17 protein-coding genes are annotated in these 23,970 nt (G+C 54.0%); 12 read left to right on the top strand and 5 right to left on the bottom strand.

Annotated elements, in window-relative coordinates; translation table 11 throughout:
- Positions 1-70: 70 nt before the first annotated feature.
- Positions 71-3,946: a hypothetical protein gene (locus BJ917_RS01325; RefSeq protein ID WP_121101183.1), complete on the top strand. Its 3,876-nt coding sequence runs from the start codon at positions 71-73 to the stop codon at positions 3,944-3,946.
- 599 nt (positions 3,947-4,545) lie between these two features.
- Here the strand turns inward: BJ917_RS01325 and BJ917_RS01315 are convergent.
- Positions 4,546-5,502 carry a site-specific integrase gene (locus BJ917_RS01315; protein ID WP_121101180.1) on the bottom strand — a complete coding sequence of 319 codons (957 nt, stop codon included), beginning with the start codon at positions 5,500-5,502 and terminating at the stop codon, positions 4,546-4,548.
- Positions 5,503-5,698: 196 nt separating this feature from the next.
- On the opposite strand from BJ917_RS01315, the gene BJ917_RS01310 reads away from it, so the two are divergent.
- A complete protein-coding gene (locus tag BJ917_RS01310; RefSeq protein WP_121101177.1) occupies positions 5,699-6,769 on the top strand; it encodes a DNA-binding protein in 1,071 nt (356 codons plus the stop codon).
- Positions 6,770-7,709: 940 nt separating this feature from the next.
- On the opposite strand, the gene BJ917_RS01305 is transcribed toward BJ917_RS01310, so the two are convergent.
- The gene (locus BJ917_RS01305; RefSeq protein ID WP_372237697.1) at positions 7,710-8,453 is read right to left on the bottom strand and encodes an NAD-dependent deacetylase; all 744 of its coding nucleotides are present in this window, start codon (positions 8,451-8,453) and stop codon (positions 7,710-7,712) included.
- A gap of 201 nt (positions 8,454-8,654) precedes the next feature.
- On the opposite strand from BJ917_RS01305, the gene BJ917_RS31845 reads away from it, so the two are divergent.
- The 4 genes from BJ917_RS31845 to BJ917_RS32110 all read left to right on the top strand — a co-directional run bounded on the left by BJ917_RS31845 (position 8,655) and on the right by BJ917_RS32110 (position 11,798).
- A complete protein-coding gene (locus tag BJ917_RS31845; protein WP_158602459.1) occupies positions 8,655-9,803 on the top strand; it encodes a hypothetical protein in 1,149 nt (382 codons plus the stop codon).
- A gap of 614 nt (positions 9,804-10,417) precedes the next feature.
- Entirely contained in the window at positions 10,418-10,921 is a 504-nt protein-coding gene (locus BJ917_RS01290) for a hypothetical protein (RefSeq protein ID WP_121101169.1), read from the top strand.
- A gap of 125 nt (positions 10,922-11,046) precedes the next feature.
- Positions 11,047-11,322 (top strand): UvrD-helicase domain-containing protein, encoded by a 276-nt coding sequence (locus tag BJ917_RS32115; RefSeq protein WP_256658482.1) that lies wholly within the window; start codon positions 11,047-11,049, stop codon positions 11,320-11,322.
- A 146-nt stretch (positions 11,323-11,468) separates the two neighbouring features.
- Positions 11,469-11,798: a hypothetical protein gene (locus BJ917_RS32110; protein WP_256658481.1), complete on the top strand. Its 330-nt coding sequence runs from the start codon at positions 11,469-11,471 to the stop codon at positions 11,796-11,798.
- A 115-nt stretch (positions 11,799-11,913) separates the two neighbouring features.
- Here BJ917_RS32110 and BJ917_RS31670 read toward each other — a convergent pair whose 3' ends face one another.
- A complete protein-coding gene (locus BJ917_RS31670; RefSeq protein WP_147432531.1) occupies positions 11,914-12,618 on the bottom strand; it encodes a hypothetical protein in 705 nt (234 codons plus the stop codon).
- A 2,168-nt stretch (positions 12,619-14,786) separates the two neighbouring features.
- A complete protein-coding gene (locus BJ917_RS01275) occupies positions 14,787-16,130 on the bottom strand; it encodes an MFS transporter (protein ID WP_008017979.1) in 1,344 nt (447 codons plus the stop codon).
- Positions 16,131-16,431: 301 nt separating this feature from the next.
- Here BJ917_RS01275 and BJ917_RS01270 point away from each other — a divergent pair, with 301 nt between their 5' ends.
- Positions 16,432-17,865 (top strand): aldehyde dehydrogenase, encoded by a 1,434-nt coding sequence (locus BJ917_RS01270; RefSeq protein ID WP_008017981.1) that lies wholly within the window; start codon positions 16,432-16,434, stop codon positions 17,863-17,865.
- Positions 17,866-17,922: 57 nt separating this feature from the next.
- Here BJ917_RS01270 and BJ917_RS01265 read toward each other — a convergent pair whose 3' ends face one another.
- Positions 17,923-19,203 (bottom strand): OprD family porin, encoded by a 1,281-nt coding sequence (locus BJ917_RS01265; protein WP_121101163.1) that lies wholly within the window; start codon positions 19,201-19,203, stop codon positions 17,923-17,925.
- Positions 19,204-19,427: 224 nt separating this feature from the next.
- Between BJ917_RS01265 and gcvA the strand changes: the two genes are divergently transcribed.
- The 5 genes from gcvA (at position 19,428) to BJ917_RS01240 (ending at position 23,970) form a co-directional block, all read left to right on the top strand.
- Positions 19,428-20,333, top strand: a complete 906-nt coding sequence (gene gcvA, locus BJ917_RS01260) for a transcriptional regulator GcvA (protein ID WP_008017984.1) — start codon at positions 19,428-19,430, stop codon at positions 20,331-20,333.
- Positions 20,334-20,427: 94 nt separating this feature from the next.
- Positions 20,428-21,366, top strand: coding sequence for an NAD(P)-dependent oxidoreductase (locus tag BJ917_RS01255; RefSeq protein WP_008017985.1), 939 nt, complete (start codon positions 20,428-20,430; stop codon positions 21,364-21,366).
- A gap of 88 nt (positions 21,367-21,454) precedes the next feature.
- A complete protein-coding gene (locus BJ917_RS01250; RefSeq protein WP_008017986.1) occupies positions 21,455-22,285 on the top strand; it encodes an oxidoreductase in 831 nt (276 codons plus the stop codon).
- Positions 22,286-22,468: 183 nt separating this feature from the next.
- A complete protein-coding gene (locus BJ917_RS01245; RefSeq protein ID WP_008017987.1) occupies positions 22,469-22,828 on the top strand; it encodes an OB-fold domain-containing protein in 360 nt (119 codons plus the stop codon).
- Positions 22,825-23,970 carry a thiolase family protein gene (locus BJ917_RS01240; protein ID WP_008017988.1) on the top strand — a complete coding sequence of 382 codons (1,146 nt, stop codon included), beginning with the start codon at positions 22,825-22,827 and terminating at the stop codon, positions 23,968-23,970. The genes BJ917_RS01245 and BJ917_RS01240 overlap by 4 nt, the downstream gene beginning before the upstream one ends.

Below are 23,970 nucleotides of genomic sequence, written 5' to 3'. Positions count from 1 at the left end.
TCTGGGTATCAAGTAAAGACCATTATGGGCGGTTCCCCCGGACAGCCTTTCAGCGGCATAGGAGACAGGGATGTTCCGTCGTATAGCTCAGGTGCTTACTTCGAAGTGCGACTACGTCAGCTCGCTCGTGAATCATGCGATGGGACAGTACAAACGCTACAGAAAAGCTGCCGACAAAGCCGCGGCCGCCGCACGTGAATACCTGGCTGTGCCCAGCGGTACAAATGTCTTCGAGCCGCTAACGCCTGTACTTTTGGAGATGGATCGATCACAGCGTTACGAGAGTGAGCTGCTGAGCGCACTGAGCAACGATCAGATTCGCAATATCGCGATTACTGGTGAGTATGGCGCTGGCAAGAGCAGCGTTATCCGTACGTTTGTCGATCGTCACCCTGAACTCACCTATGCATTTGTATCGCTGGCCGCCTTCGGCAAAGATCTAAACAACGGTGGGGCAGGGAAGTCGACCTCGACCGATACTCCAGTCGCTCCCGCTGATTCCAACTCAAACACCACCGATCCCAAAGGTGCAGAGAAAAAAACCGAGTCGGATATTTTGACGCGCATCGAGGAAACCATCGTTCAGCAACTGCTGTACGCGGTGCCGTCAGATGAACTGCCGAAGAGTCGATTGAAGCGAATCATCCAGGCGTCTTCGTCCAGCATCTGGGTGCGTACAATTTTCTACGTGCTGATGATCGTAAGCGTACTGAGGCTTTACATCCCGACAGTCGAGAAACTGCCGAAAATTGACCCATCTTGGTTGGTCGAATGGCTTCTATTGATCCCGGGATGGATGGCCGTCGTAATGCTGGGGGGTGGTGGCATCTACATGATGTTCTCGGCGCTGAAGCTGCTGTCCCTGTTCAGCATTGACGGCTTCACGATCAAGGGCGGAAAACTGGAAACGACCCACCACGGCTCCGTGTTGCACAAGAATGTTGATGAAATCGTCTACTGCTTTGAGCGCAGCAAAATCGACATCGTGGTGATCGAGGATCTCGACAGATTTGGTATTCATGACGTCTTCACACGGCTGCGGGAAATCAATTTCATCATCAAGCAGTCCCCGCAGATCAAAAGACCGGTTTACTTCATCTATGCGCTTCGGGATGAGCTGTTCGCAGTCGGTGAAAAAACGAAATTTTTCGACCTGATCATCCCGATTATCCCCGTGGTCAACTCCGAGAACTCTCGCGAGCAAATGTTCAAGATGCTTCGTGAGCGACAGTTCAATGGGGCAGCGTTGGACGTTGGGCTTAATGAGACGTTGGTCGAAACCGTTTGTTACCTCATCGATGACATGCGGTTGATCAAGAATATCGTCAATGAATTCGACATGTTCTCCAGCATTCTCAGCGGTGGCTCCGGCCTGAAGCTTGATCCTAACAAGCTGTTTTCGATCATCGCGATTCGCAATCTGCATCCTGATGAATACGCCCACCTGGTAAAACGACGTGGGGCCATTTACGAGACCATCCAAGGTTTCAGTGAGTGGCGATTCCAGCAGTCCAAGCAGGCTGAAGATGCCTACCAGGCGTTGCGGGAGAAGCGGGAAAAGCGGGTACAGGAAATCGCTGAGAGTGTGGCAGAGCTGCGGGCGTACGTTTGGTTTGAGCTTAAGAAGGCTTCAAATTTACCAGGTGCGAACTATGTCCAGGTGGTACAGGGCAACATGTTTTCGATGCTCGATTTTGTGACTGATCAAGTTTTTGACGAGGTTGTCAATCATTCGACTCGATTGCAGATGATCCATGCCGACGTGCAAAGGCGGCTGTTGCAGACGTCAGAGGCTGTGGGCGCTAAGGAACTTCTAGCGTCGACGTCATACCAGAAAAGGTATGACCGGCTCCAGAGAACGCTTGTTGATATTGATGATGAAATGGCCGAACACCGAATCGAGGCAGGCCGAATTAATCACCAAACCTTCCGGGCCGCTGCCAAAAAAACCTACGGCGATGTCATCACTCAGAAACTGAACGGCTTGGACGTTGTCATTTACCTGATGCGCCACGGATACTTCGACACCGATTACACAGACTACTTCGGCTACTTCTACGAAGGATCCCTCACATCCGAGGACAAAAACCTGATCCTGGAACTGAGACGTGGTGTCTCCGTGGACGTCACGACTGTGATCACTGCCCCGAAAAAGGCCGTGGAAAAGCTGGATACTGATGATCTGAGCGATGGCAGGGGCATTATCGTCGCGCTGCTCGAGTACCTTTCTAGCTGTCCGTACAACGATCCTGGCATGAGTCATGAGTGCAGTAAGCTCATGACTATTCTTAAGAGCGGGCTTAATGGACACCTAGACAGGATGGCGCAGGCGACCGAGATTTTGATATCAGGTGCGGCGTCGCCTAAGTTCATTCACGCCGTTTATGCCTTGGAGCCTCGGTTGTTCCAAGCATTGTTGAACGCTGAGCGATTCGAATCAGCGGCATTGAGGCAAGTACTGATCACTGCAGTCATGGATGGGTTGGAGGCGGCCCAGCTTCGCAAGCTTGATTCTGCGCCGGACATGAAAATCTATGATGCCATTGCGAGTTTTGAAGACGTCTCGCGCTTGATGCCTGAACTTGAAGCTGGAGCTAAAGGCTGGTCTTGGATGAAAGGGTTACCGGTGCGCTTCTCAGCGTTAAATGGCGCCATCGTCCTGGACGACCTCAAGAAGCTGATCAAGTGGGGTTGCGTTGAGGTAAACCTGAATATTCTCACGCTGATTTGCCAAAAAGCCGAATCGGTTCACGCAAGTAAAGCTGATCACAGTGAAAGCATCATTTCCTATCGTCGACTGCAGGCCCTTGAGATTGATGGCCTGAATGAACTCCTGCTTGAGTCTGCGGAGGAGTTTGCAAACACGCTTTTAGCCCAAGTTGGCACGCTGGACGAGTCCGCGACCTCCTTTACAGAGCTGCTATGGGCCATCCTTGAAGAGTCGGACGATTCAGATGCCGTGGATCAATTGTTTGATCGAACGACATGCACCTTCGAGCGGCTTGAAGACACGACCCCATCGTTGTGGGCGAAAATGTTGCTGTCTGATCGGGTGAATTTGAAGGCTGTTGCTGTGTGGACATTCTTCCAGGACACACGCGTACCGGGTTCAGGGCAAACCTCGGACATGGAGGCTTTCACAAGCTTTATCCAGCGCCATGCTAAGGAGCTAGGAGATGATCTCTGGGACTTCAATACCTCCATGCATCAAGAGCTGCAGAGGTACCTAATCGCCTCATCAGGGCTATCTAACGAAACACTTGAAGTGCTCTTCGCGAATATAGTCTTGAGCGATCCCGCAATTCTTAAGGGACTGCAATCCAGGGAGCGTTGGGAGATGCTCGCAGGCGCGCCGTTTCTGGCGTACAGCCCTGAAATCCGCGAGAGCATCAGGACATTCAGTGCAGAACTGGAAGCTCCGTATCTCGCGGCACATTGGGTACAGGCGCGCGAACAGATTGATTTATTTCAGCTGCCGATCGACATGGCGTTACCACTCAGTAAAAGCGGTGCGCTTGAGCTGAATGAAAAGATTCAGATGTGGACGGCGTTGCCGATTGAAGCCTTCGACACCAACAACGAGGCCGTCAAAGAGGTCGCTGAAACCTGCCGCGTCGCTAATCGACACTCGACAAGCTTTCCGCCGGCGTTCATCCCCGCGCTCAAGAAGTTCGCAGCTGGGGAGGGCCTGACTTCAGCTCAGCGTTCTGAAGTGCTGATCCAATGCTTGCCATCGTATAACTGGGCAGAGGCAGCCACCGTTCTTGGCATGTTGAGTGATGTCGGTTTCACAAAGCTTTCACGGAATGTCAAAAAAATCGAGGTACCAAACACCGATCTCAACATGAGGCTGGTCAACGCTCTTAAAACGAAAGGCTTCGTTCAGACCGTAACGGAGGAAGACACTGTCATCAGCGCTACCGCCAAGCCTAAAGGCATGATCTAACCTGCCGCTCGCTCATTGCTACTGTAAGGACGATGCCGTTGCGATTCATCTAGCTCCGCAATGGCTTAAAGAATGCTCGGATCTCATCAGCGAGAATTTCGGGCTGCTCTAATGCTGCGAAATGACCTCCGCGCACCATGTTTTCCCAACGTTGGACATCGAGCACGCGTTCAACCCAGCTGCGTGGTGGCATGGGTAGTTCTTTCGGAAAGACCGCCACACCCGACGGTGTTTCCACTCTATCTGGCCCTGCCAAAGGATTTCTTTGAGTAGGCTCCTCTCGGCAGACCTCTGATCCTTTCCAAAAACGGTTGGTTATAGAGGTGAGGTACGACAGGATTGATTGCTGTATATATATACAGTAAATGATCTAATCCCGGGTTTGAGTTAACAATCACACCACTTCTTAGGGGAGCCGGTCACTAACGCCGACTTGATAAAAATGGCTGAAAGCCCCGAACCATGGCCGTTGTAGGCCTGAGTGACGCTCGTCATTAGCCTTGTTGGCACCTTCGATAATGTGGGTGACGTTTTTACGGCTACTGGAAACAAACTGTATATATATACAGTTTTTGGCAAAACGCAGTTGAACAGGGCGATCAAACTAGTTGTCGGTTTTCAGCTGCCTTCCTCGCTGCTGGCACCGATAGCCCACCGAACGAAACGCTGGAATCGACGTAGCGCAACGCCGACTTCATATCCTTCCAGCCCACATAGCTCATCAGCCCTTTGATGTCCCACCCATTAGCCGACGCCCAAGTCGCAAAGCCTCGCCGCATCGAGTGACTGCTGTACAGCTCCGCTGGCAATCCTGCCTCTTTGAAGATACGGCGCAGCACGGGGATTAGGCTATGTGGCTGCATTGCTTGGCCTGACAGATTACCCCACCGATCAATCCGCTGGAATACAGGGCCTTTCGCTATCCCGGCAACTGTTATCCAGTTGATGTAGGCCTCTACGGGGCAGAGCATCGTCAATGCCGGCGTTTGGAAGGTTGTGCCCTCGTGCTGGCGATCACCCTTGGTGTAGGGCAGGAAAAAGGTAATACCTTCACCGCTTATGGCTTGAGTGTCCTCCACCGTCAGCCTGGCCAACTCGTCGCCTCTAAAGCCTCGCCAGAACCCAATCAAAATCATCGCCACCGAGCGACGATGACGCACCAGAGACTTGTAATCTCCCCGTTCAATCGCAGCTGCAGCTTCCCCTTCAAGCCATGTGACCGCTTGCTCCAGGTGCTTCAGCAGCAGTGGGGCGGCCTGTTTAATCTGTGTTGGGTGCACGACCCTGATGCCTTTGATCATCTGGCGGACGTCAGGCGTCTTGGTCGGATCAGGGAAACCCTGAGTGATGTGCCATTGCGCAAGGGCTGCTAGGCGCTGCTTCAGTGTGTTGATGGAAAGCTTGTCGGCGTATTCCGCCAGGTAGCGCACGACACCCACGCCGGTTGTGGGCAGGTATCCGCCCCAAGTCACTTCGAAGTGTTCGATCGCCGCCCGGTAGCTTTTGCGGGTGTTCTCCCTGGTGCCGGCGCTGAGGTACCGATCTGCCTTTTCCATCGTACTTTGCCTTCAAAATCGGGGCCTTTCTGCCTTCCTGCGCTTCGCGGAGGCTTTCTGGGTGCCATAGAGGGTCAAGAAGCCATAAAGCACTATTATGGTCTTCTAGTAAATCAAGATCAAACGGCGTAAAATCTCTATAAAGTGTTATGTATCTACATGACATGTAACACAGTACGAAATCGTAGGAGACCCCATGGCTCGAGGTGGAATCAATAAAGCTGTTGTGCAAGAAGCACGTCAGGCGCTACTGGCTAGGGGAGCCAATCCCAGCATCGATGCAGTGCGCGTAGAACTCGGAAATACGGGCTCCAAGACAACGATTTCTCGGTATCTGAAAGAGCTTGAGCCCTCAAGTCCAGAGCCCGTTGCATCACGGGAACGTATGAGCGACATGCTCAACGGCATGGTGCAAACGCTGCTAGATCAGCTTATGGAGGAGGGCCAGGAAGTAATCTCCCAGGCGACCGCGGCTTTTAACGTGCAGCGGGCCGCGCTGGAAAATCAGCTCATCGAGCTCAGATCGGAGCTGGCTACCGCTCAAAGTAATTCGGCCACCCAACAGACCGCGATAGAGGCGCAGAGCGCTGAACTTGTGACCACCCAGTCCTCGCTTCAGGCGGAGCTGACCCGCAACGCAGGCCTTAATAACCGCTGTACCAACCTTGAGTCTTTGGTTGCTGAAAAGGACAAGCACATCCAATCGCTGGAGGAGAAGCACGTTCAAGCCCGTGGGGCGCTTGAGCACTATCGGGAAGCGGCGAAGGAACAGCGAGATCAGGATCAACGTAAGCACGAGTCTCAACTGCATGAAATGCAAGTTGAGCAGCGCAAGTTGCGGGAGACCATCGCCGTGAAACAGGACGATTTGACGCGACTCAATCGCGACAACGAAAGACTGCTCGGTGAAGCCAGGCAGCAAACCAAAACCTTGCACACTCAGGAGGCCTTAACTCAGTCTCTCAACACTCAAATTCAGGTACTACGTCAGGGTGAGGCCAAGTCAGCTGGAGTGACTGAGCACCTCACGGAGCAGATTTCGGTTCTGCGCGAAGAGGTCAAGGCTCTCCACCAGACCGCAGCAATAGCCGAGCTGCGTGAGCAAGAAACCGCGGTGCTGTTGGCGGCTGTACAGAAAGAGAATGAGCAACTGCGGCAGGCTAGGATCGATGAGCCGAGCTTGGAGGAGGGTGGCGATGTAGTCTCAGGGGTAGAGGATAAGCAAATTGCCGGGCACGCCAAGCCTTCGAAACGACCTAGGAGATGAAGCATGTATCAATTTACAGGGAATCCACGTAGCCATGATGAAAGCACATCAGGTTGGAAATACGCTCATCAGCGCCTATCCCAAATGCTCATAGAAAGGGGCGAACCGTTCGGCTCCCTGACTCCGATTATGAAGCTAGATGCTGCCGGCACAATGTATCAACGGATGTCCGTCCCATCGGCATATCCAAGAGCCGGAAGAGGTTGAAAGAGCATGATCTCCTAGATCAGTTTGGATGGTGTCCTGAGCACCTAGCGGGTCTGAATAAGGTCTCAACTCTCTGTGGGTTGTGCGAGCAGTACGACAGCGGGCCCGTTAGCACCTTAGAACATACATCATCCATGGCCTCGTGATGGATAGGTTTGAGTTACGGAGGCGATCACGCCCGTGGAGCCCAGGCGCAATCCTCAGGGTATAGCTACTCGCTCACCATCGCATGACTCCTGCCAGGTCACGGCGTCTCCGGCGCGGTCACTCCATCAGGGGGGGAACAAGTGACCATATGCGTGCTTCGATCCCATCATTCTGCAGTTTGCGCATTAAATAGCGGGCCTGAAGGGCATCGCGGGTGACTATATTGTATTTTTGGAGGGCGGCCGTGTTGAGCCTCGGTTGATGGGTGGAGTGGCGAACCCTAAGTGAAAGGCTAGTATCCATTACCTCGATTTGGCGCGTGCAGAGTTGCTTCAGATGCACGCACGGCATGGCTGGATGGTGCTTGCAGCGATTCGCCATACCGTAGCCGCACTAGAAGGACGCAGAGAGCCTGGTGCCGATTTGGAGGACTTGGTCTCATTCCTTTACCCTAAGGAAGCATATGTCGTAGCCGTATGTTGATCCATAACCACATGGGCAAGTACATCACAGGTCTCGGCCTAAGAGTTTGATGTGTTTGCTGCTATTAGCGGGCATGGAGAGTGATGGTAAACATCTAGCAAGATCACCTTCCGAAAGCCTCCAGGGTCAGCGCTTGCATGGCGGAGGCAGGCCCCTGCAGGAAGTATTCCTGGCTACTGATTTCGAAACGCACCGGGTTTATATGTACGACCGTCGCACCCGTGCCTAAAGCGCGGAGAGGAAGCTCTGCAGCTGGATACACGACCCCCGAAGTACCGATTAAGAAGAACAGATCACAACTATCTGCAGCCGTAAGGCCGGCAGTCCATGGTGCATCAGGAAGCATCTCCCCGAACCATACGACTCCTGGCCTGATATACCCCTCGCATGAATTGCACCGTGGAGGTTCGAGACGGCATCCATGTTTGGACAAATCACCAGAGGGAAGGGCAGCTTCATGCGCATTACCACAGTCAATGCACCTCGGAGAGTGGAGGCTGCCGTGCAGATGAATCACTCCTTTGCCAGCACGTTCATGCAGATCATCAACGTTCTGAGTGACGACGGTTAATTTAGAAACGTGCTTGGCTAGTTCTGCTATCGCGAGGTGTACTTCATTCGGTTGCGCTTGGAGAACCTTCTGTCTACGCCATTCGTACCAACCCCAGCAGAGGCTTGGATCTGCTCGGAACGCTTCCGGAGTTGCCAACTGAGCAGGATCGAATCTCTCCCAAAGACCCGTTAACGCATCTCGGAAGGTGGGAATGCCACTCTCTGATGATACGCCGGCGCCGGTGAATACAACTACGTGTTTTGCTTCCTGCAACCGCTTCGCAATGAGCTTCATGGACATGGACTTGCTTCCTGCGTATAGCACATGGTCAATGTGCGGCGTCTCAACTAGAGTGAACGGAGGTTGCCTCACCTAAGCTCTGGTCGACTTAAAGAGGTTGTCCCGAAAATATCCCACCATCCAGCATCTTATGACTCAGCTGTCTTGCGAAGAACAAAACGACCAGCAGCACAGACGGCATTTGAGGATCATGAGATGGCCAACATACTCACCCATGCTACTCGACATGCAAAGGCAGCACTCCAAGCTGCAGGCATTGAAGTGAAGCATTGCGTCCTGCAGGAAATCCTGGCTGGATTTCTTGGCTACCATACCTACCGTGCGTTTAAGCACGAACAGGATGACCAGGAGTTTGAGCATCATCTGACCGATGCAGAGTTCATCATTCTGAACCAAGATCTCGGCGAGACCCGTGCTGCCGAAATCTGCAAAAGCGCGAATGAGGTCACATCCCAGTGCATCGTGGCGTTGCAGGAGTACCTGCCCGTTAAGGTTCTCCCAAGTGTGGACGCGTTCTTCGAGATTTATGGAATGAAGGCGGTGGCTGCGGCTTTGGCAAACTGCAAGGGCAACACGTTGCAGCTCGCCACGGATCGGAGGGTGCACTACAAACTGAAAGAGACTGGGCGATTTTACTTCGACCAACCGGTTTGGGAGGCGCGAACTGTATGGAACGTGCGCGGCGAAACCACCTTGGAGAGCGATGCGCCTGAGGGTGAGCACCAAGCAATCAAGGTGTGGCTCAATTACGCCAAAGCAGGTCGCGCTGGGTTGATATTGAGTAGGGCGAACCTCGACACAACTATTTCAGCGGTGATTGGCACCACGATTGTGGATCAGTTGGTTCAAAGGGATGACGGTTCAGTTGTTCGCCCTTGGGTAGCCATCGTCCTGCATGCCCCGTCAGGAACTGTCCTTGGAAGCGCTGTCTCCCTGGGCGAAAATCTGAATACTCTAGAGGCCAAAGCTTTAGCCAATGCCCTACATTCGAATAAGTCTGAGGAAGTCGAAGGGCGAAATGAATGCTTGGCTTACCACATCAGCAAGCTTCAGATGGATCGCTCCCTTAGGTCTCCACTATTATTCAAGATGGCTTTGCATGCAGGGATCAAGGTCATTTATCGCCGCAACCCAATGGGGCAGGCTGAAGCGATCCTTCAAAGGATTCTGAGATCAGTAGACCTAACGCTGCCGGAGTTAAACGGCGTGGAGCGAACCTCGAATCCCGTGCCGCTTACGGTGAATGAGTTCACGAAGCTATTCCAAACTAGCTGCAGGCGCGCCACATCCATCTATGGTCGAAATACGCCAATTACGGCAGCGGCATTGACTACGATGCCTTAGATGTTCCGGTTAACACATGTGTCTATGTGCTTTGGGCAAGAGTAAAGGAGGAGGGCGCATACCCTCCTTTTTCAGTGACCATTCGTGCGCTAGTGATACCGTACTTTCCGAACTGCAGGAAAATTGGCTGACTATAGCTCCCAGGTTTCCTGATGTTGAGGGCATCAAGGTCAGACGACGAATCACACATATTAAAATGCCATAACAAACCATACCTGCAATAATTAAATTCTCACAACCAGGTGAGGATTTCAGACAATACAACTTTATTGTTTGAGGCCTCAAAGCAAAATTACAATTGCAAATATTGCCAAATTGGCATTTGATTAAAATTAACAGCTAGAACTATAGGCCATCTCACCATCTAACCTATTGATTTTCCTCAACTAGCTCTCATCCTTAAAAACAATTAATGTAAATTGACAGCACGCCGATTGAAAAAACTACGGACGGGCGAAATCGCCCCTGTTGCGCGCTGGAAACGTAATTTATTTTTTTCGCACCTCTACTAAGCTCATGAAGCTAAGATCTGCAACTTGACTCCTCAGGAAAAAATTCTAGGCTAGTGACCTCGAGTAAGAAAATTCAATTCGAACACTAGAGGAAATTCAAAAATGAACGAGAAAAATGAAGTTCCCTCACTAAACGGTGGCAAACACCTACACAAAATCCCGTATAAGCTCAATCAACTCCCGTACAAACCGATTATCACAGTCGCGGTCGATAAATTAACTAAAAGTATTATTGGTTTCTCAATTCAGGAAGCACATGTCGCGAAAAACGTTCAGGCTCATATTCGTCAACTGATAGCCACGCCTATCAACTGTGCTCGGAATTCAATCGCACACCACTTTGCTGATATCCCTGGCTACGTCATTGATGACGGTTCGACCGAGTTCTGTAATGCTATCTATGACAAAGCAGTGAAAAAGTTTGCTTTGCAACCAAAGCTAGCCAGTGATAATACAGTAGTTAGAAGGATCGAAATCGATCACATTCTGGCAGACGTATTTGTGACCTTATCACTGCGCCTCCGCGGACAACCCCGACCATCGCCTAAAAATCCTCCGTTTGGTGAACTGTGGCGTCAGCGCGGCCACCGCTTCCCGCGGAATTAGTATCGATTCTATTGAAGATGCTCGTGTGCTCAGCATTCCAAGCAGTAAAGGCTGAGCATGTGTAGCTTATCCCAGAGGATAATCGCCATGAATAAATTGCTCACACGAACGGGAAGCAGAGATTTATGGATGGTAGCAACCAGATTTACGCATGTGAGATTAGCCGCCTCGCGCGGGAACAGATGGCTGCCACCCTGGTGTTGTTACGAAGACTTGAATCTCTTTATGACGAAATTCTGATCGACGAGGCGCAAGATCTCAGTGGTTACGACTGGGAAATCGTCCATGAATTGCTTGAGTCGCGGATCGACGTCCGCATGGTTGTTGACGTGCGCCAAGCGGTGCTTTCGACCAACCGAGGGGACAGAAAAATAGACAGTAGGATATGCAGGTGCGCTTGAGTGGTTCTTGCATGGAAAAAGGAAGGGCTACTGAGCATTGACTATGCGACTACGGCAATCGCTGCCGAACTGAGATCAGGACATTCTCTGACTCCATTTTTGATGCGTCTTGGGGCTTTTCAGGAACAACGTCAGAGAACCACGCGGTGTCTGAACATGATGGCGTAAACTTGGTGCATTCCAAGCATGTCGAGCAATACGTCGAGCGGTACCGTCCTCAGTGCCTGCGCAGCACCATAACTACTGGTAAGGAATTCGCTTTGGATTTCATGAATTTAAAAGTGTCGAAAGGCGCCACATTCGAGTGCGTTCTGATCGTACCCACCGCGCCGATCAAGGCCTTTATCCAGAAGCAGACTTTTCTGGAATCAACGTCCACGACTGCCTTTTATGTTGATGCTACGCGGGCCAAGCAAAGCCTGGCGATCATCATCGACAAAACTGGTAGCTTCAAACTGCCAGTTTGGGTGCCGTAGTTGAGAGGAGCAGGGCGCTCGCGCGGGGCAAACCGTAGTTCTAGGCAACGACCTAGCAGTGCTAGTAGGCAGCCTGGGCAAGTCATATGAAGCGACAAGCAGAATTTGAGATCATCTAGGAATTTTGGTTTTTCTTACACACGAGTTGCCGGTTTGCGCGCGCCGAACGCCGTACCTGGCTGAACGTCAACTGGGCGAGTTTTGCCGCAGTTTCTGTTGCACCTAGTAGCGTCTCATCATTCCTTGCTGCATCGGCAATAGCGGCCCGATGCCGCCGGATTACGTCCTGGACACTGCAGGTAGCCATGCCTTTCAACCTCCGACTATCTGTTAATGTACAGACATCAGGAAGCGCAGATCTGGTCGGCAGCCCTCGAGATTCAACGTAGTCCTTCAAAATCAGAATGAATTCATTACATAGCGGGCGCTCAGTTTCCAGAGGTGCCCCTGGGTTATCAATGAATACGCAGCGGCGGCTGCGAGACGCATCACCTGGCTTGGGCGGGCGCGGATAAATCAAAAACTGGCTTAGCAACCCCACGTGCGGGCCGCCCTGAGATAAGCCAGCCAGCGGAATAGTCGTGAATCTCGCCACACCTAACATGAATCGACAAAGCTCGTATTCGGGGTTGCTGAAACGCCAGTTCTCAAGATGTGCGAATAGCCAATCTAGTTCGAGGGGCGAAAGATTTGCAGCGTCCAGCCCCTTATTTGGTGGGGTTTCCGGGGGCTTGGCCATGACCGGTGCCGGTTGCCCCCGAACCCCTGCACGCCACAAATAATTGAGGAAATGGAAAGTAATACCGTGCACTTTGCGCATGACTGTGCTCACGATCGGGTTCTCGGGGGCCGGTCGATAGCATGGGCGCCAAGCCGGATTTATTGGCTGCTTTGTGAGAACAGTATGGCCACTGAACAGGAAGCGACATCCAGCGGTACGCTGAGATACCCAATTCTCGTCAGGCTGCTTTATGAAGTGCAAAAATCGCGTAAAGCTCTCACTATCCCATTCCGTCATGGGTCGCCGGTCAACCAGGAAACTCCAGTTCAGCGCCATCTGCAACACAGACGTGTAGTCCAAGTATCGACTAGCCCATGGTGTTTGCTTGGTCTGCATTAATTCAAGGATGAAATCCGCAGCGTGGCGGCACATTTCGAATGGGAGGCATGATGGGTCGACATCGGATAACCGTCGAAGGACATGGACGTTTGCAGGAAAGTCCATGCCTTCGTTTAAACAGCGGACGAACGCCGACATGCTCGGAAAAATTGGGAATGGGTTTGACATGCAGCTCATGGGAATAGCACGTTTATTAGCTCAGGATCAGTGTAGTCCGGGAACCTAATGTGTCCGGCACATAGTATGCGCTGTAATTGTTGCTGAGTGGTTTGTAGGTATTCACGTGAATCCATGAAGACGTTTGTCGTCTGCTTGCGATCCGCCGATGGGAGGATGTATGACAGGCCAAGAGAAGGTTTATGATTAATCGAATGGAGGTTCTGAGTTTTGAAGCTTCCGAGCAAGCAGCGTCCATCACCAAAAAATTATCTAAGGGACACGGAGTCGATCGAGCAGGGACAAGCCTTTGAAAATCCTGCAGTTCAAGGCGTCCAGATTCATAAAATTTCCGTCCAATATTTAGGAAACGCTGACACTCATGAACGTATCTGACATACACATGATTTAACATAATATACATTATGCGTACCGCCATATACGGACGTGGGTGCGTCTGGTGGCCAGATTTCAATGTCGAGATTTCTGAAATATGCGAAAAAACAGCTAAATATGAGGAAAGTCAAAAAATCAGACAGTTACGCAAAAACACTTGTGCTGGAGATCAAGACTGCGTCGACGTCTACTCGCTTAAATACGCGTGCGCTTCAACCCAACGTTAAGCGCCTCGACTACATGCATTGGACTTAACCCAGGGACTACTTCCATCTGACATTTTAGCTCTTCGTGGCCTCACGTGAGCATGCCTGTCGTCGGAGCCCGCAGATCTCAGAAGAAAACGCAGGAAATCGCCCTAGATTCGCGTGATCGTGCGTCGTATGCGAGTTCGTCTGTTCGTTTGATATAAAAGGTCTTTTTGGTAACAGCTTGTTCGTTTACGGCACTGCTTACGCCACAGGTCCACGTGCATGCACGTCGCTGTGTGAAATCTGCGGCGTTCCGCGTGGAGTTGGTACCCAGATTTCAAGGGCTGCCATGCGTGGTAAAGACAAACGCCGGCTGATTTATGCAGATGCTGCAGATTAGGCGGTGCCACCTTGCGATTGAAGCCTGTGGAGTTTTCCTCCCACCAAATACCCTGGAAGCTCGCCAGAATTTGGCTAGATGAAAAGCTCTGTAAAATGCTCGTCCGGTACCGTTGTTAACTACAATTTTGACTTGTTAACTACGGTGGTTAACAAGTCAAAAAACGAGTTTACGGGGTAATACTGAACCTGCGTGTTAACCCTTGATTCTCCTGGCGCGCCTGGGAATTTAAAGCTCCGTTCTGCTGCTCGAACTCCGGGGTTTGCTAGTCGAAATGCATACCTCTATTATCACTTGCGTTTCACGGTCAACAGCGACCGTAAGCATCGGGTTCGGTAGGCGTTTTCCCGCCTTATCTACCGATATAACGTCGAACTCAAACGTGCAAATTTCAACAGGCTTTTCCATTGCTTGGCACCCTGTTAGATTGGGTTGGAGCTCATCAGAACGTCATGAAACGTCATGTCTGACAAGTGATTTGTGCGTTTGAGCATAGTCTAAGCACCACCGACCGCCAGAGTCACCTTAACAGTTTCTATATGGAGAACATCATGCAACTCAACTAAACATCTATTTAGTTGAGCTAAGTTTGGACTGGTTCTAATCGCATTAAAGCATTGTGCAACACCCAAAACCGCCCTCACCCTCCATATTCATCACTCAAATACCAAACGCCCGATGCGGTGCATCGGGCGTTTGGTTTAAACCGATGTAATACTAAATAATCAGCGCAGCGGCAGTCCCTTGGTTTCTGGCATGCGCAGATAGACAACTGCACTTATGGCACTGATCACCGCCAGGTAAATCCAGAACAGGTGTCCATAGCCCCAACCGGCCATCGCGGCCATGAGATATGGCGCGGTTCCACCAAACAACGTCACAGACAACGCGTACGGCAAAGCGATACCGGTCACGCGAACTTCAGCTGGAAATTGTTCCGCCATGGTTACTGCAGAGGCTGCACCGAAGCCTGTCATGATGACCATGGAGATGGTTTGCAGGATGGTCACTTCCGTCAGGCTGATGCCTGCATGCAACAGACCGAAGCTTGGCCACGCCCACAACACCGATGCGACGGCGAATGCAATCAGTACCGGCCGGCGACCGACACGGTCGGCAAGTTTCCCGGCAAAGGGCAGCAGTACCAGTGACACCCCTACCGAGATCACGCCTGCAAGCAATGTGTCACGGATCGACATACCGGTGATCAGGTGTACCTGCGAGGGATAGCTCACCATCCATACATAGTTCAGCAAATTGCCAGCCATGGCGATGCCGATCACTCGCATCGCATCTTTTCTGTGGCTGAAAAAAAGATCACGCAGAGGTCGTTTCTTCACGTTGCTCGCGGCGCGTGCCTTAAAGATTTCAGTCTCGCGCACCGACAGACGGATCCACAGTGCGATCAGTCCCATCAGGGCGGCAATGATAAAAGCAACGCGCCAACCCCAGTCGTTCAACGCAGCGTCACTGCCCAGTGATGCCAGACCAAAGCCCAGCAGGAACGAAACCATGGTCCCGGCATTGATCGCAAACCATTGCCAGGAGCCGGCAAATGCGCGGCGGTGTGCAGGTGCCGACTCGATCAGGAACGCCGAAGCGGAACCGAATTCACCTCCAGCGGAAAACCCTTGAACCAAGCGCGCGAAGACCAGAATGATCGGTGCGGCAATTCCAATGCTGTCGTAGTTGGGGCAAAGGCCGATGACCAGCGAGGCCAGCGACATCAGCAGGATAGAAAGCGTCAAACCTTTCTTGCGACCGTAGCGGTCGGCTACCTGGCCGAGAACCGCACCACCAATAGGCCGCATGATGAAGCCGACGGCAAAGATCGCCAACACCGACAGCAAGCTGGTAAGACCGTCCCCCGCCGGGAAGAACTGGCGGGCAAGAATGGAAGAAAACGTGGCGTATATAACCCAGTCGGTGTATTCGACGATGGTGCCAAGCGTTGCGGCGACAATGGCTTTTTTTTCGCCATGGGTCAGTTGTCGGCCTTGAGCATTCCCAGTGGCGCCTGATGCTGGCTGCGGCGTCAGTGCACTCATTAAACTATTGTCGTTATTCATTTCTACGGCTCCCGCGGGCGCTATTATTATTGACCTTTAGTCACGGCCTTGTTACGGGTTAATACTGCTATTTACACTTCCCCAAGTGAATCGAGTTTTACGCTCTATATCGTTGACTAAATCTCAATGCATAGGCGTCTATTGAATATTTCAGATGATTTGCAGTCGATTGACACTTGCTCAACTGCCCACCCCACAAAACTCAGTTGAGCAATATGAGGCCACTGGTTGTAATAGGTATTCGTAATGGAGTTTGAAATAAAAAAGACGAGCCTCACTGCAGTTTCAGAGGAGACACACAATGTTTGTAAAAGTTAACAGCTTCGTCAATGGCCGTTCCCTGGAGCCGGCTGACGGGCAGTATGTCGACAAGATCGATCCGCGCACCGGTGCCAAGATCAGTGAGGTCGCCAGCAGCGGGCCGAAGGATGTGGCTCTGGCAATCGAGTCGGCAGCCTCGGCGCTGCAAGGCTGGCGCGACATGCGCCCGGCCGAACGTGGGCGCATCCTCAATGAATTCGGGCGCATCATCCGTCAAAGCGAAAAAACGCTGGGCGCGCTGGAAAAGGCCGATACCGGTAAACCCGGCAGCGAGATGGCAGCGCTGATGGACCTGACCGCCCAGTACTTCGAGTTTTATGGTGGCATCGTCAACGTTATGGACGGGGATGTGATCAACCAAGGCCCTGACTATCACATCTATACACGCCGTGATCCCTTTGGCGTGATTGGCGTCATTCTGCCTTGGAACGCCCCGCTCCACCAGGCAGCGCGCGCTATTGCGCCAGCCCTCGCTACCGGCAATACCGTGGTGGCCAAACCCTCCGAACACACCTCTGCCTCGCTGGTGGAACTGGCGCGCATTGCCGTGCAAGCCGGAGTGCCTGCCGGCGTGTTCAACGTCATCGTGGGTAAAGGCAGCGTGATCGGCCCCGCCATGGCGCACAACCCGCATATCCGCAAGATTTCCTTTACCGGCGGCCTGCGTGCGGGGCAGGAATTGGGACACATCGCCGCTGAACGCATCCTGCCACTGACCCTTGAACTGGGCGGCAAGTCCGCCAACATCGTGTTCGACGACGCCGACCTCGATGCGGCCGCCAAAGGCTCGACCAAGGCATTTACTTGGAACAGCGGTCAATGGTGCGCGGCAGGCACGCGGTTGCTGGTCCAGGAGAACATCCATGACCGCTTCGTTGACAAGCTGGTTGCCGAGGTGGGTGCCCTGCGCGTCGGCCCGGAGGATGACTCGACGTCCGGGCCGATTACCACTCATGCGCAGTTCGAGAAGATCCAGAGCTACTTCGCCATCGCCGAACGCGAGGGGCTCAAACCTGCAATCGGCGGCAAGGTGGCCGTACACGCGGGCTATGAAGATGGCTGGTACATCGAGCCGACGGTATACACCGGTGTGACCAACGATATGACTCTGGCGCGCGAGGAGATCTTCGGGCCTATCGTCTGCGTCATTCCCTTCAAGGACGAAGCCGATGCGTTGCGGATCGCCAACGACAGCGAATTCGGCCTTGGTGCCGGCATCTGGAGCCGTGACATCGGCCGGGTCCATCGGGTTGCCGCGCAACTGGAGGCCGGTCGGATTGTCGTCAACGAGTACAGTGGCGGTTTCGTCCAGACGCCTTGCGGTGGTTTCAAGCAAAGTGGCTACGGTCGCGAGCAAGGCATCGACGCCCTCTCCCACTACACCCAACTCAAGTCCGTGATTATTCGCCTTTAAGTCCTTTTCACACAAAAAAAGGGCGTAGCCATTGGCTGTGCCCTTTTCGCTAACTGCTTACCAGATCGGCAGGGAGTAGCTGAGAATCAACCTGTTCTCGTCGATATCGCTGGCAAAGTTGCTGCGTGTGCTGGCGTTCTTCCATTTCAGGGCAAGGTTTTTCAACGCACCACTCTGAATGACGTACGCCAGTTCTGTGTCCCGTTCCCACTCCTTTCCAGCCTGAGTCCGGTTGCGCACACTCACCTCGTCGCCCGACAGGTAGCGGGTCATGAAGGTAAGGCCAGGAATGCCAAGCGCCGTGAAGTTGCAGTCGTAGCGCAGTTGCCAGGAACGCTCATCCTGATTGCCGAAATCATTGATTTGCACCAGGTTGATCAAATAAGCATCGGTGCCATAGAGGTTGGCGAAGCCGGTAGCGCCGCTCATACGTTGATACCCCAGGCCCACTGAATGTCCGATCGCGCTGTAGGTGAACATCGCGCCAAGGGCGGAGTTTTCGACGTTGCTGCCGCCCTCATCAAGGCTACGCGCCCAGCGGATATCGGACGTGAGCGATTGTCGCTCGGTAAGCGCCAGCTTGTGGTTTAACGTCAGGTAATGCTGCTGGTAGATGCCATCCAGAGCGCCGTAGTGGTAGGCCGTACTCAATGCCGGCGTCCAACGATAGGTCACCCCTGCGAAATCGAAGCGCTCACTGCTTGTCTTCCGGCCAAACTGGATATTGCGTGCAGCGGCGTTGGAAACCGTCATGGACTCATTGTCGGTTGAGTTGCGAAGATTGATGCGGTCGAATCGCCCGAGATCGAAGGTTGTATTGCTCAGGTCAGCACTGTTGAGCCAGGCACCCCGAAAAGTCTGTGGCAACAAGCGCGTGTCGTTGTACACCGCCACGGGCAGTTTTGGCATCAGGGTGCCGGCTTTCAACGTGCTTTGCGCCATGCGTATCTTGGCGGTCAGCCCAAGCTTGCTGTATTCATCCTGGACGCGGCCATCACGGTCGGTAACGAGCAGCCCTGTGCCGGTCCGTGATAGGCCCGAGTCCAACTTGATGCCGAGCATGCCCAATGCATCCAGGCCAACGCCGATCGCTCCGGGGGTAAAGCCGGATTCATAGCGCAGGACAAAACCTTGGGCCCACTCTTCTGCCTTGCTTTGCGCCACACCTGATTGGCGAAAGTCGCGATTGAAGTAGTAGTTGCGTAAATCCATGCTGGCTTTGCTATCGGTGATGAAGTCCGCATAAACCGGCGAATGCACAGTGCTGACTGCGCCGCACAATGCCAGTCCTGAGGCTCGTTGAATATGCTTGCTATGGCGCGTTCTAGCGATCTTCATAGATGGATCTCTTATTGTTGTCGGGAGCTGCAACACGACCAGATGGCGCGTGCGCGCCGATCGTAGAAATCGCAGACCCCGGACGACAATCGATTAAAACGAGCGCCCACCTTGAGCTTTTATCAATCGTTCACTTTATTGTTGGGATGCACCGGGCAATTAAATACACTCCGCGTCTTCGTTTTTTCCAATACAGTAACTTCCAACAACAAGAGATGACTTCCATGGACCGACTGCCGCCACTGAATGCCATCCGCGCGTTTGAGTCCGTAGCGCGTCATTTGAGCATCACCCATGCCGCCGATGAGTTGAATGTCACGCCGGGTGCGGTCAGTCGGCAGATTCGCGCGCTCGAGGAGTTTCTCGGACTCGACCTGTTTGTCCGGGGGCACCGGCAAATCACCTTGACCCATTCCGGCGAACAATATTTCCGTGCGGTGGCCAGGATGATCGAAGACTTGCGCGGCGCCACGAAGAAACTCATGTCGCCGCCCTTGCGTCGGCAAATCAAGGTGCGTGCCTACACCACGTTTGCCATGCAATGGTTGATACCCAGGCTGGCCAGCTTTCACGCCGAACATCCCAAGATCGAGGTGTTGCTGACCGCATCGCTTGAGCCGGTCGACTTTTACAAGGAAGACATCGATGCCGCGATCCGTCTTGGTTCTGGAGAATGGCCCAATTGCAATTGTTACGTGTTGAGCGACAACCGCCTTGCACCAGTCTGCAGCCCTTCGCTTTTGCAACACGGCCCGGGCCTGAACACACCCGCCGACATCGCGCAGTACACCATGCTGCATTCGATCGCCAGACCCGAGGACTGGCGCTACTGGCTGGAGGCAAGTGGTGTGAGCCGAGACGTCGATGCGCTTGCCGGCATGTCATATCAGAGTTCTTCGATGGTCTATGCCGCTGCAGCCGGTGGCCAGGGTATTGCCATGGCGCAGTTGTTCCTGGTCGAGAAAGAGCTGCGGGACGGCACCCTGATCAGGCCTTTCGAGCAAATCGTCGACATGGGCGTGTACACCTATTATCTGCTCACACCCAAGCACCGCGAAGAAAGCGATGACACGCGGGTTTTTCGCGAGTGGATCCTCGAACAGGCACGTTTGACCCGCGAAGGCGCTTGAGTTTTTGTCAACCAAAACGAGCCAATAACTCCTTTGTCGCAAGGTAATCGCCGCACCTAGGATGATGTCTTTCCAATAATAAGGACGACACGCCATGAGCCCACTTCCTGCGCATTTAGCCTCTGCATCGAACGAAACCATCGGTTTTATCGGGTTGGGCGCCATGGGTCAGAAAATGGCCCACCACCTGCTCGACAATGGGTATGTCCTGAGCCTCTACGACCCCAATCCGCAGGTATTGGCTCCCTTGCTCGCCCGCGGAGCGCACAACCATGGCAGCCCCCGCGATGTCGCCGATCACGCCCGGATCGTGCTGATTTGCGTGCCGACCCCGGATATCGTCGAACTCGTGGTGCTGGGCGACGATGGGATCATCCACGGTGAACAGGTGAAAATCCTGGTGGACCACTCGACCACCGGCCCGAGTATGGCCAGGCGTGTGGAGCAGGCGCTACGCGAACGCGGCATCCAGGCCTTGGACGCGCCCTTGGCTGGAGGCGTAGCAGGCGCACTCAATGGCACCCTTTCGGTGATGGTGGGGGGGGACAAGAGCGCTTATCAACAGTGCGAGCCGGTGTTCGCCTGTTTTGGCAAAAAAGTCGAACATATTGGCACAACGCCGGGCCTGGGCCAGACCTTGAAACTGGTCAACAACATGGTCGTTGGTGCAACCCTGGTGGCCACCAGCGAAGCGCTGCTGTTCGGGATCAAGTCCGGGCTCGAACCCGGACAAATGCTGGAAATGCTCAACGCAAGTACCGCGCGCAGTTTCAGCAGCGAGCACATACTGGCCGGTACCGTCCTGCAGCGCCAATTCGACTTCGGCTTTCGCCTGGACCTGATGCGCAAGGATGTACGGCTGTTCCTGGCCGAGGCGGAAAACATCGGCACACCGGCTTTCACCAGCGCCGTGGTCAAACAGTTCTTCGATCAGGCCATGAGCGAAGGCGACCCGGCGCGCGATATGACCCATGTGGTCAAGGTGCTCGAGAAAATGGCCGGTGCGACCATCGACGGGCATACATCCCCATAGCCTCACCCTCCTCTTTTTCCATGGATGCAAGCAAGTTACCGACGAAGGATTTTTCGATTCAATTCGTTCGATACGTGGAGACACTGTCATGCGTACTTGGTTGATTACCGGTTCATCCCGTGGTTTTGGTGCCTTGCTCACGCAGCGGGCGCTGGAGGCTGGCGACAACGTTATCGCCACCGCAAGAAAGCCGGCCGATGTGACGGCCAGGTTCGGCGAGCATCCGCGGTTGTTCGTGGCGAAACTGGACGTGACGCGCGAGAGCGATGCCCATGAAGCAATTGCGGAAGGTATCCAGCGCTTTGGCCGGATCGATATTCTGGTCAACAACGCAGGTTATGGCTTGCTGGGGGCGGTCGAGGAAGCAAGCACTACTGAGGTGCACAACATTTTCAGCACCAACGTCTTCGGTTTGCTTAACGTCACGCGGGCCGTGCTACCGCATATGCGCAAGCAGCGCTCGGGGCACATTATCAACTTTTCCTCTCTCGGTGGTTACCAGGCCTACGTCGGTTGGGGGGTTTATGGCGCGACCAAGTTCGCGGTCGAGGGCTTGACCGAAGCCTTGGCGCAGGAACTGGCGCCACTGGGTGTAAAGGCTACGGTGGTTGAACCGGGTTTTTTCCGCACCGACTTTCTCGATGAGCAGTCGCTTGTCACATCCCCCCTGGTGATCGCGGACTACGACGCCACTGTCGGTGCCATGCGCCGGTTTGCCGAAACGGCCAATCATGGTCAGCCCGGTGATCCCGAGAAGCTTGCAGGGGCCATCCTGGCATTGGTCGACGCGCCCAACCCACCCTTGCGTTTACCTTTGGGCAGTGACGCCATAGAACGGATTACACAAAAGAACGCGGCCGTTGCCTCTGAGCTGGAGCAGTGGCGTGAGTTGTCTTTGTCCACTGATTTCAAGGCGTAAAATAAACCAGGCGGGCCGCTAAGGCCCGCCTGCATCTACGTCACTCAATGAGCCCCTTTGCCCCTGTTGGTTTGATTTTTTCTCAATTCAACAGCGTTTTTATATCGTTTGTCGCCCATTGAGGCGTGCCCGAACATACCTCCAGACGTTCGCTATCGAGCGTCAATAAAAACAGGAGGTCACATGAACAGTCCGTCACCTATCTGGGCATCCACCACACCGCCCGGTCTTGCTGCCTCGCGACATCTTGGCACTGACGAAATCTTCTTTCCCGCGGTACCTGCCGATTCGCCCCTGGCCGATCAGTTCCAGGACACCACCCTGAGCGTGGAAGGCCGCGTGTACAGCTTCACCATCATGCACCCCAGCCCCAAGAGCGGGCTCAACCCCTTCGTTCTGGCCTACGTCGACCTGCCCGGTCCGGTCCGCCTGTTCGGCCGCCTCAATGGCAACAGCGGCCGTCCGTTCATTGGCGAAAAATGCCGTGTGATTGCCGACGAGACTTTTGGCTACGTATTCGAATCCCTGGAGGTACGTCCATGACCCAGATGCATGTAATGGGCGCCGCGATGACGCCATTTGGCCGCCACGTTGGTGTCATGGCACCGGAGCTTGCCCAGCGAGCGATTCTTGACGCGGTGGCCGACGCCGGCATTGCCTTGGCCGACATCCAGGCGGTTTATTGCGCCAATGTGTTGGGCGGGATGATTCTCGGCCAGGTGATCCTGCGTGACCTGGGCCTCAAGGGCATTCCGGTCTACAACATCGAAAACGCCTGCGCTAGCGGCGCCACGGCGGTCCACCTGGCTCGGCATGCACTGCTGGCCGGGCAATACGAGCGGGTACTGGTGTTTGGCATCGAGCAATTGACCGCGCTGGGCGGCGGTACCATCCCCATGCAGCGCAACGATCGCATGACCGACCTGTACGCAACCGCCGGTATGGTGCTGCCTGCGGTGTACGCCATGCGTGCCACCCGCTTTATCCATGAGCGCGATGCCAAACCAGCCGACCTCGCGGCTATCGCCGTGAAAAACCGCCACCATGGTACGCTCAATGAGTATGCGCAGCAGCGTACCGAAGTCACCCTGGAACAGGTGCTGAGTTCGCGGATGATCGCCGACCCGCTGACCTTGTTGCAGTGCTGCCCGTCGCAAGTCGACGGCGCTGCTGCAATGGTGCTCGGAACGCAGCCGGGACCACAGGCCAAAGCCGTCAAGGTGCTGGGGTCGATCGTTGTCTCGGGCATGCGAGAAACCGGAGATGACGACATTCTCGATGCCGAAATCACCGCGCGGGCGGCACGAATGGCCTATGAGCAAGCCGGCGTGGCGCCCACTGACATCGGCGTGGTCGAACTGCATGACGCCTTCACTATCGCCGAATTGCTCTATTACGAAGCCCTCGGTCTGGCGGCACCGGGCGAAGCAGTGTCGTTGTTGCACTCGGGTGCCACCGCCCTTGGCGGCCGCGTACCGGTCAACCCCAGCGGTGGCCTACTTGCCAAGGGCCATCCACTGGGCGCCACCGGCGTCGCACAAATGGTCGAGCTGACCTGGCAATTGCAGGGGCGTGCCGGCAGCCGCCAGGCCGGTACACCGAAGCTGGGCCTGGCGCAATGCACCGGTGGCGGTATTGCTGGCGTCGATCACGCCGCTTCTGCCGTCCACATTCTGGGAGTTTGA

Origin of the sequence: Pseudomonas sp. WPR_5_2, from assembly GCF_003634475.1 — a bacterium.
Lineage (GTDB): Bacteria > Pseudomonadota > Gammaproteobacteria > Pseudomonadales > Pseudomonadaceae > Aquipseudomonas > Aquipseudomonas izuensis.
The sequence above is the reverse complement of the archived record's forward strand: the minus strand, read 5'-3'. Positions and strand labels throughout refer to the sequence as shown.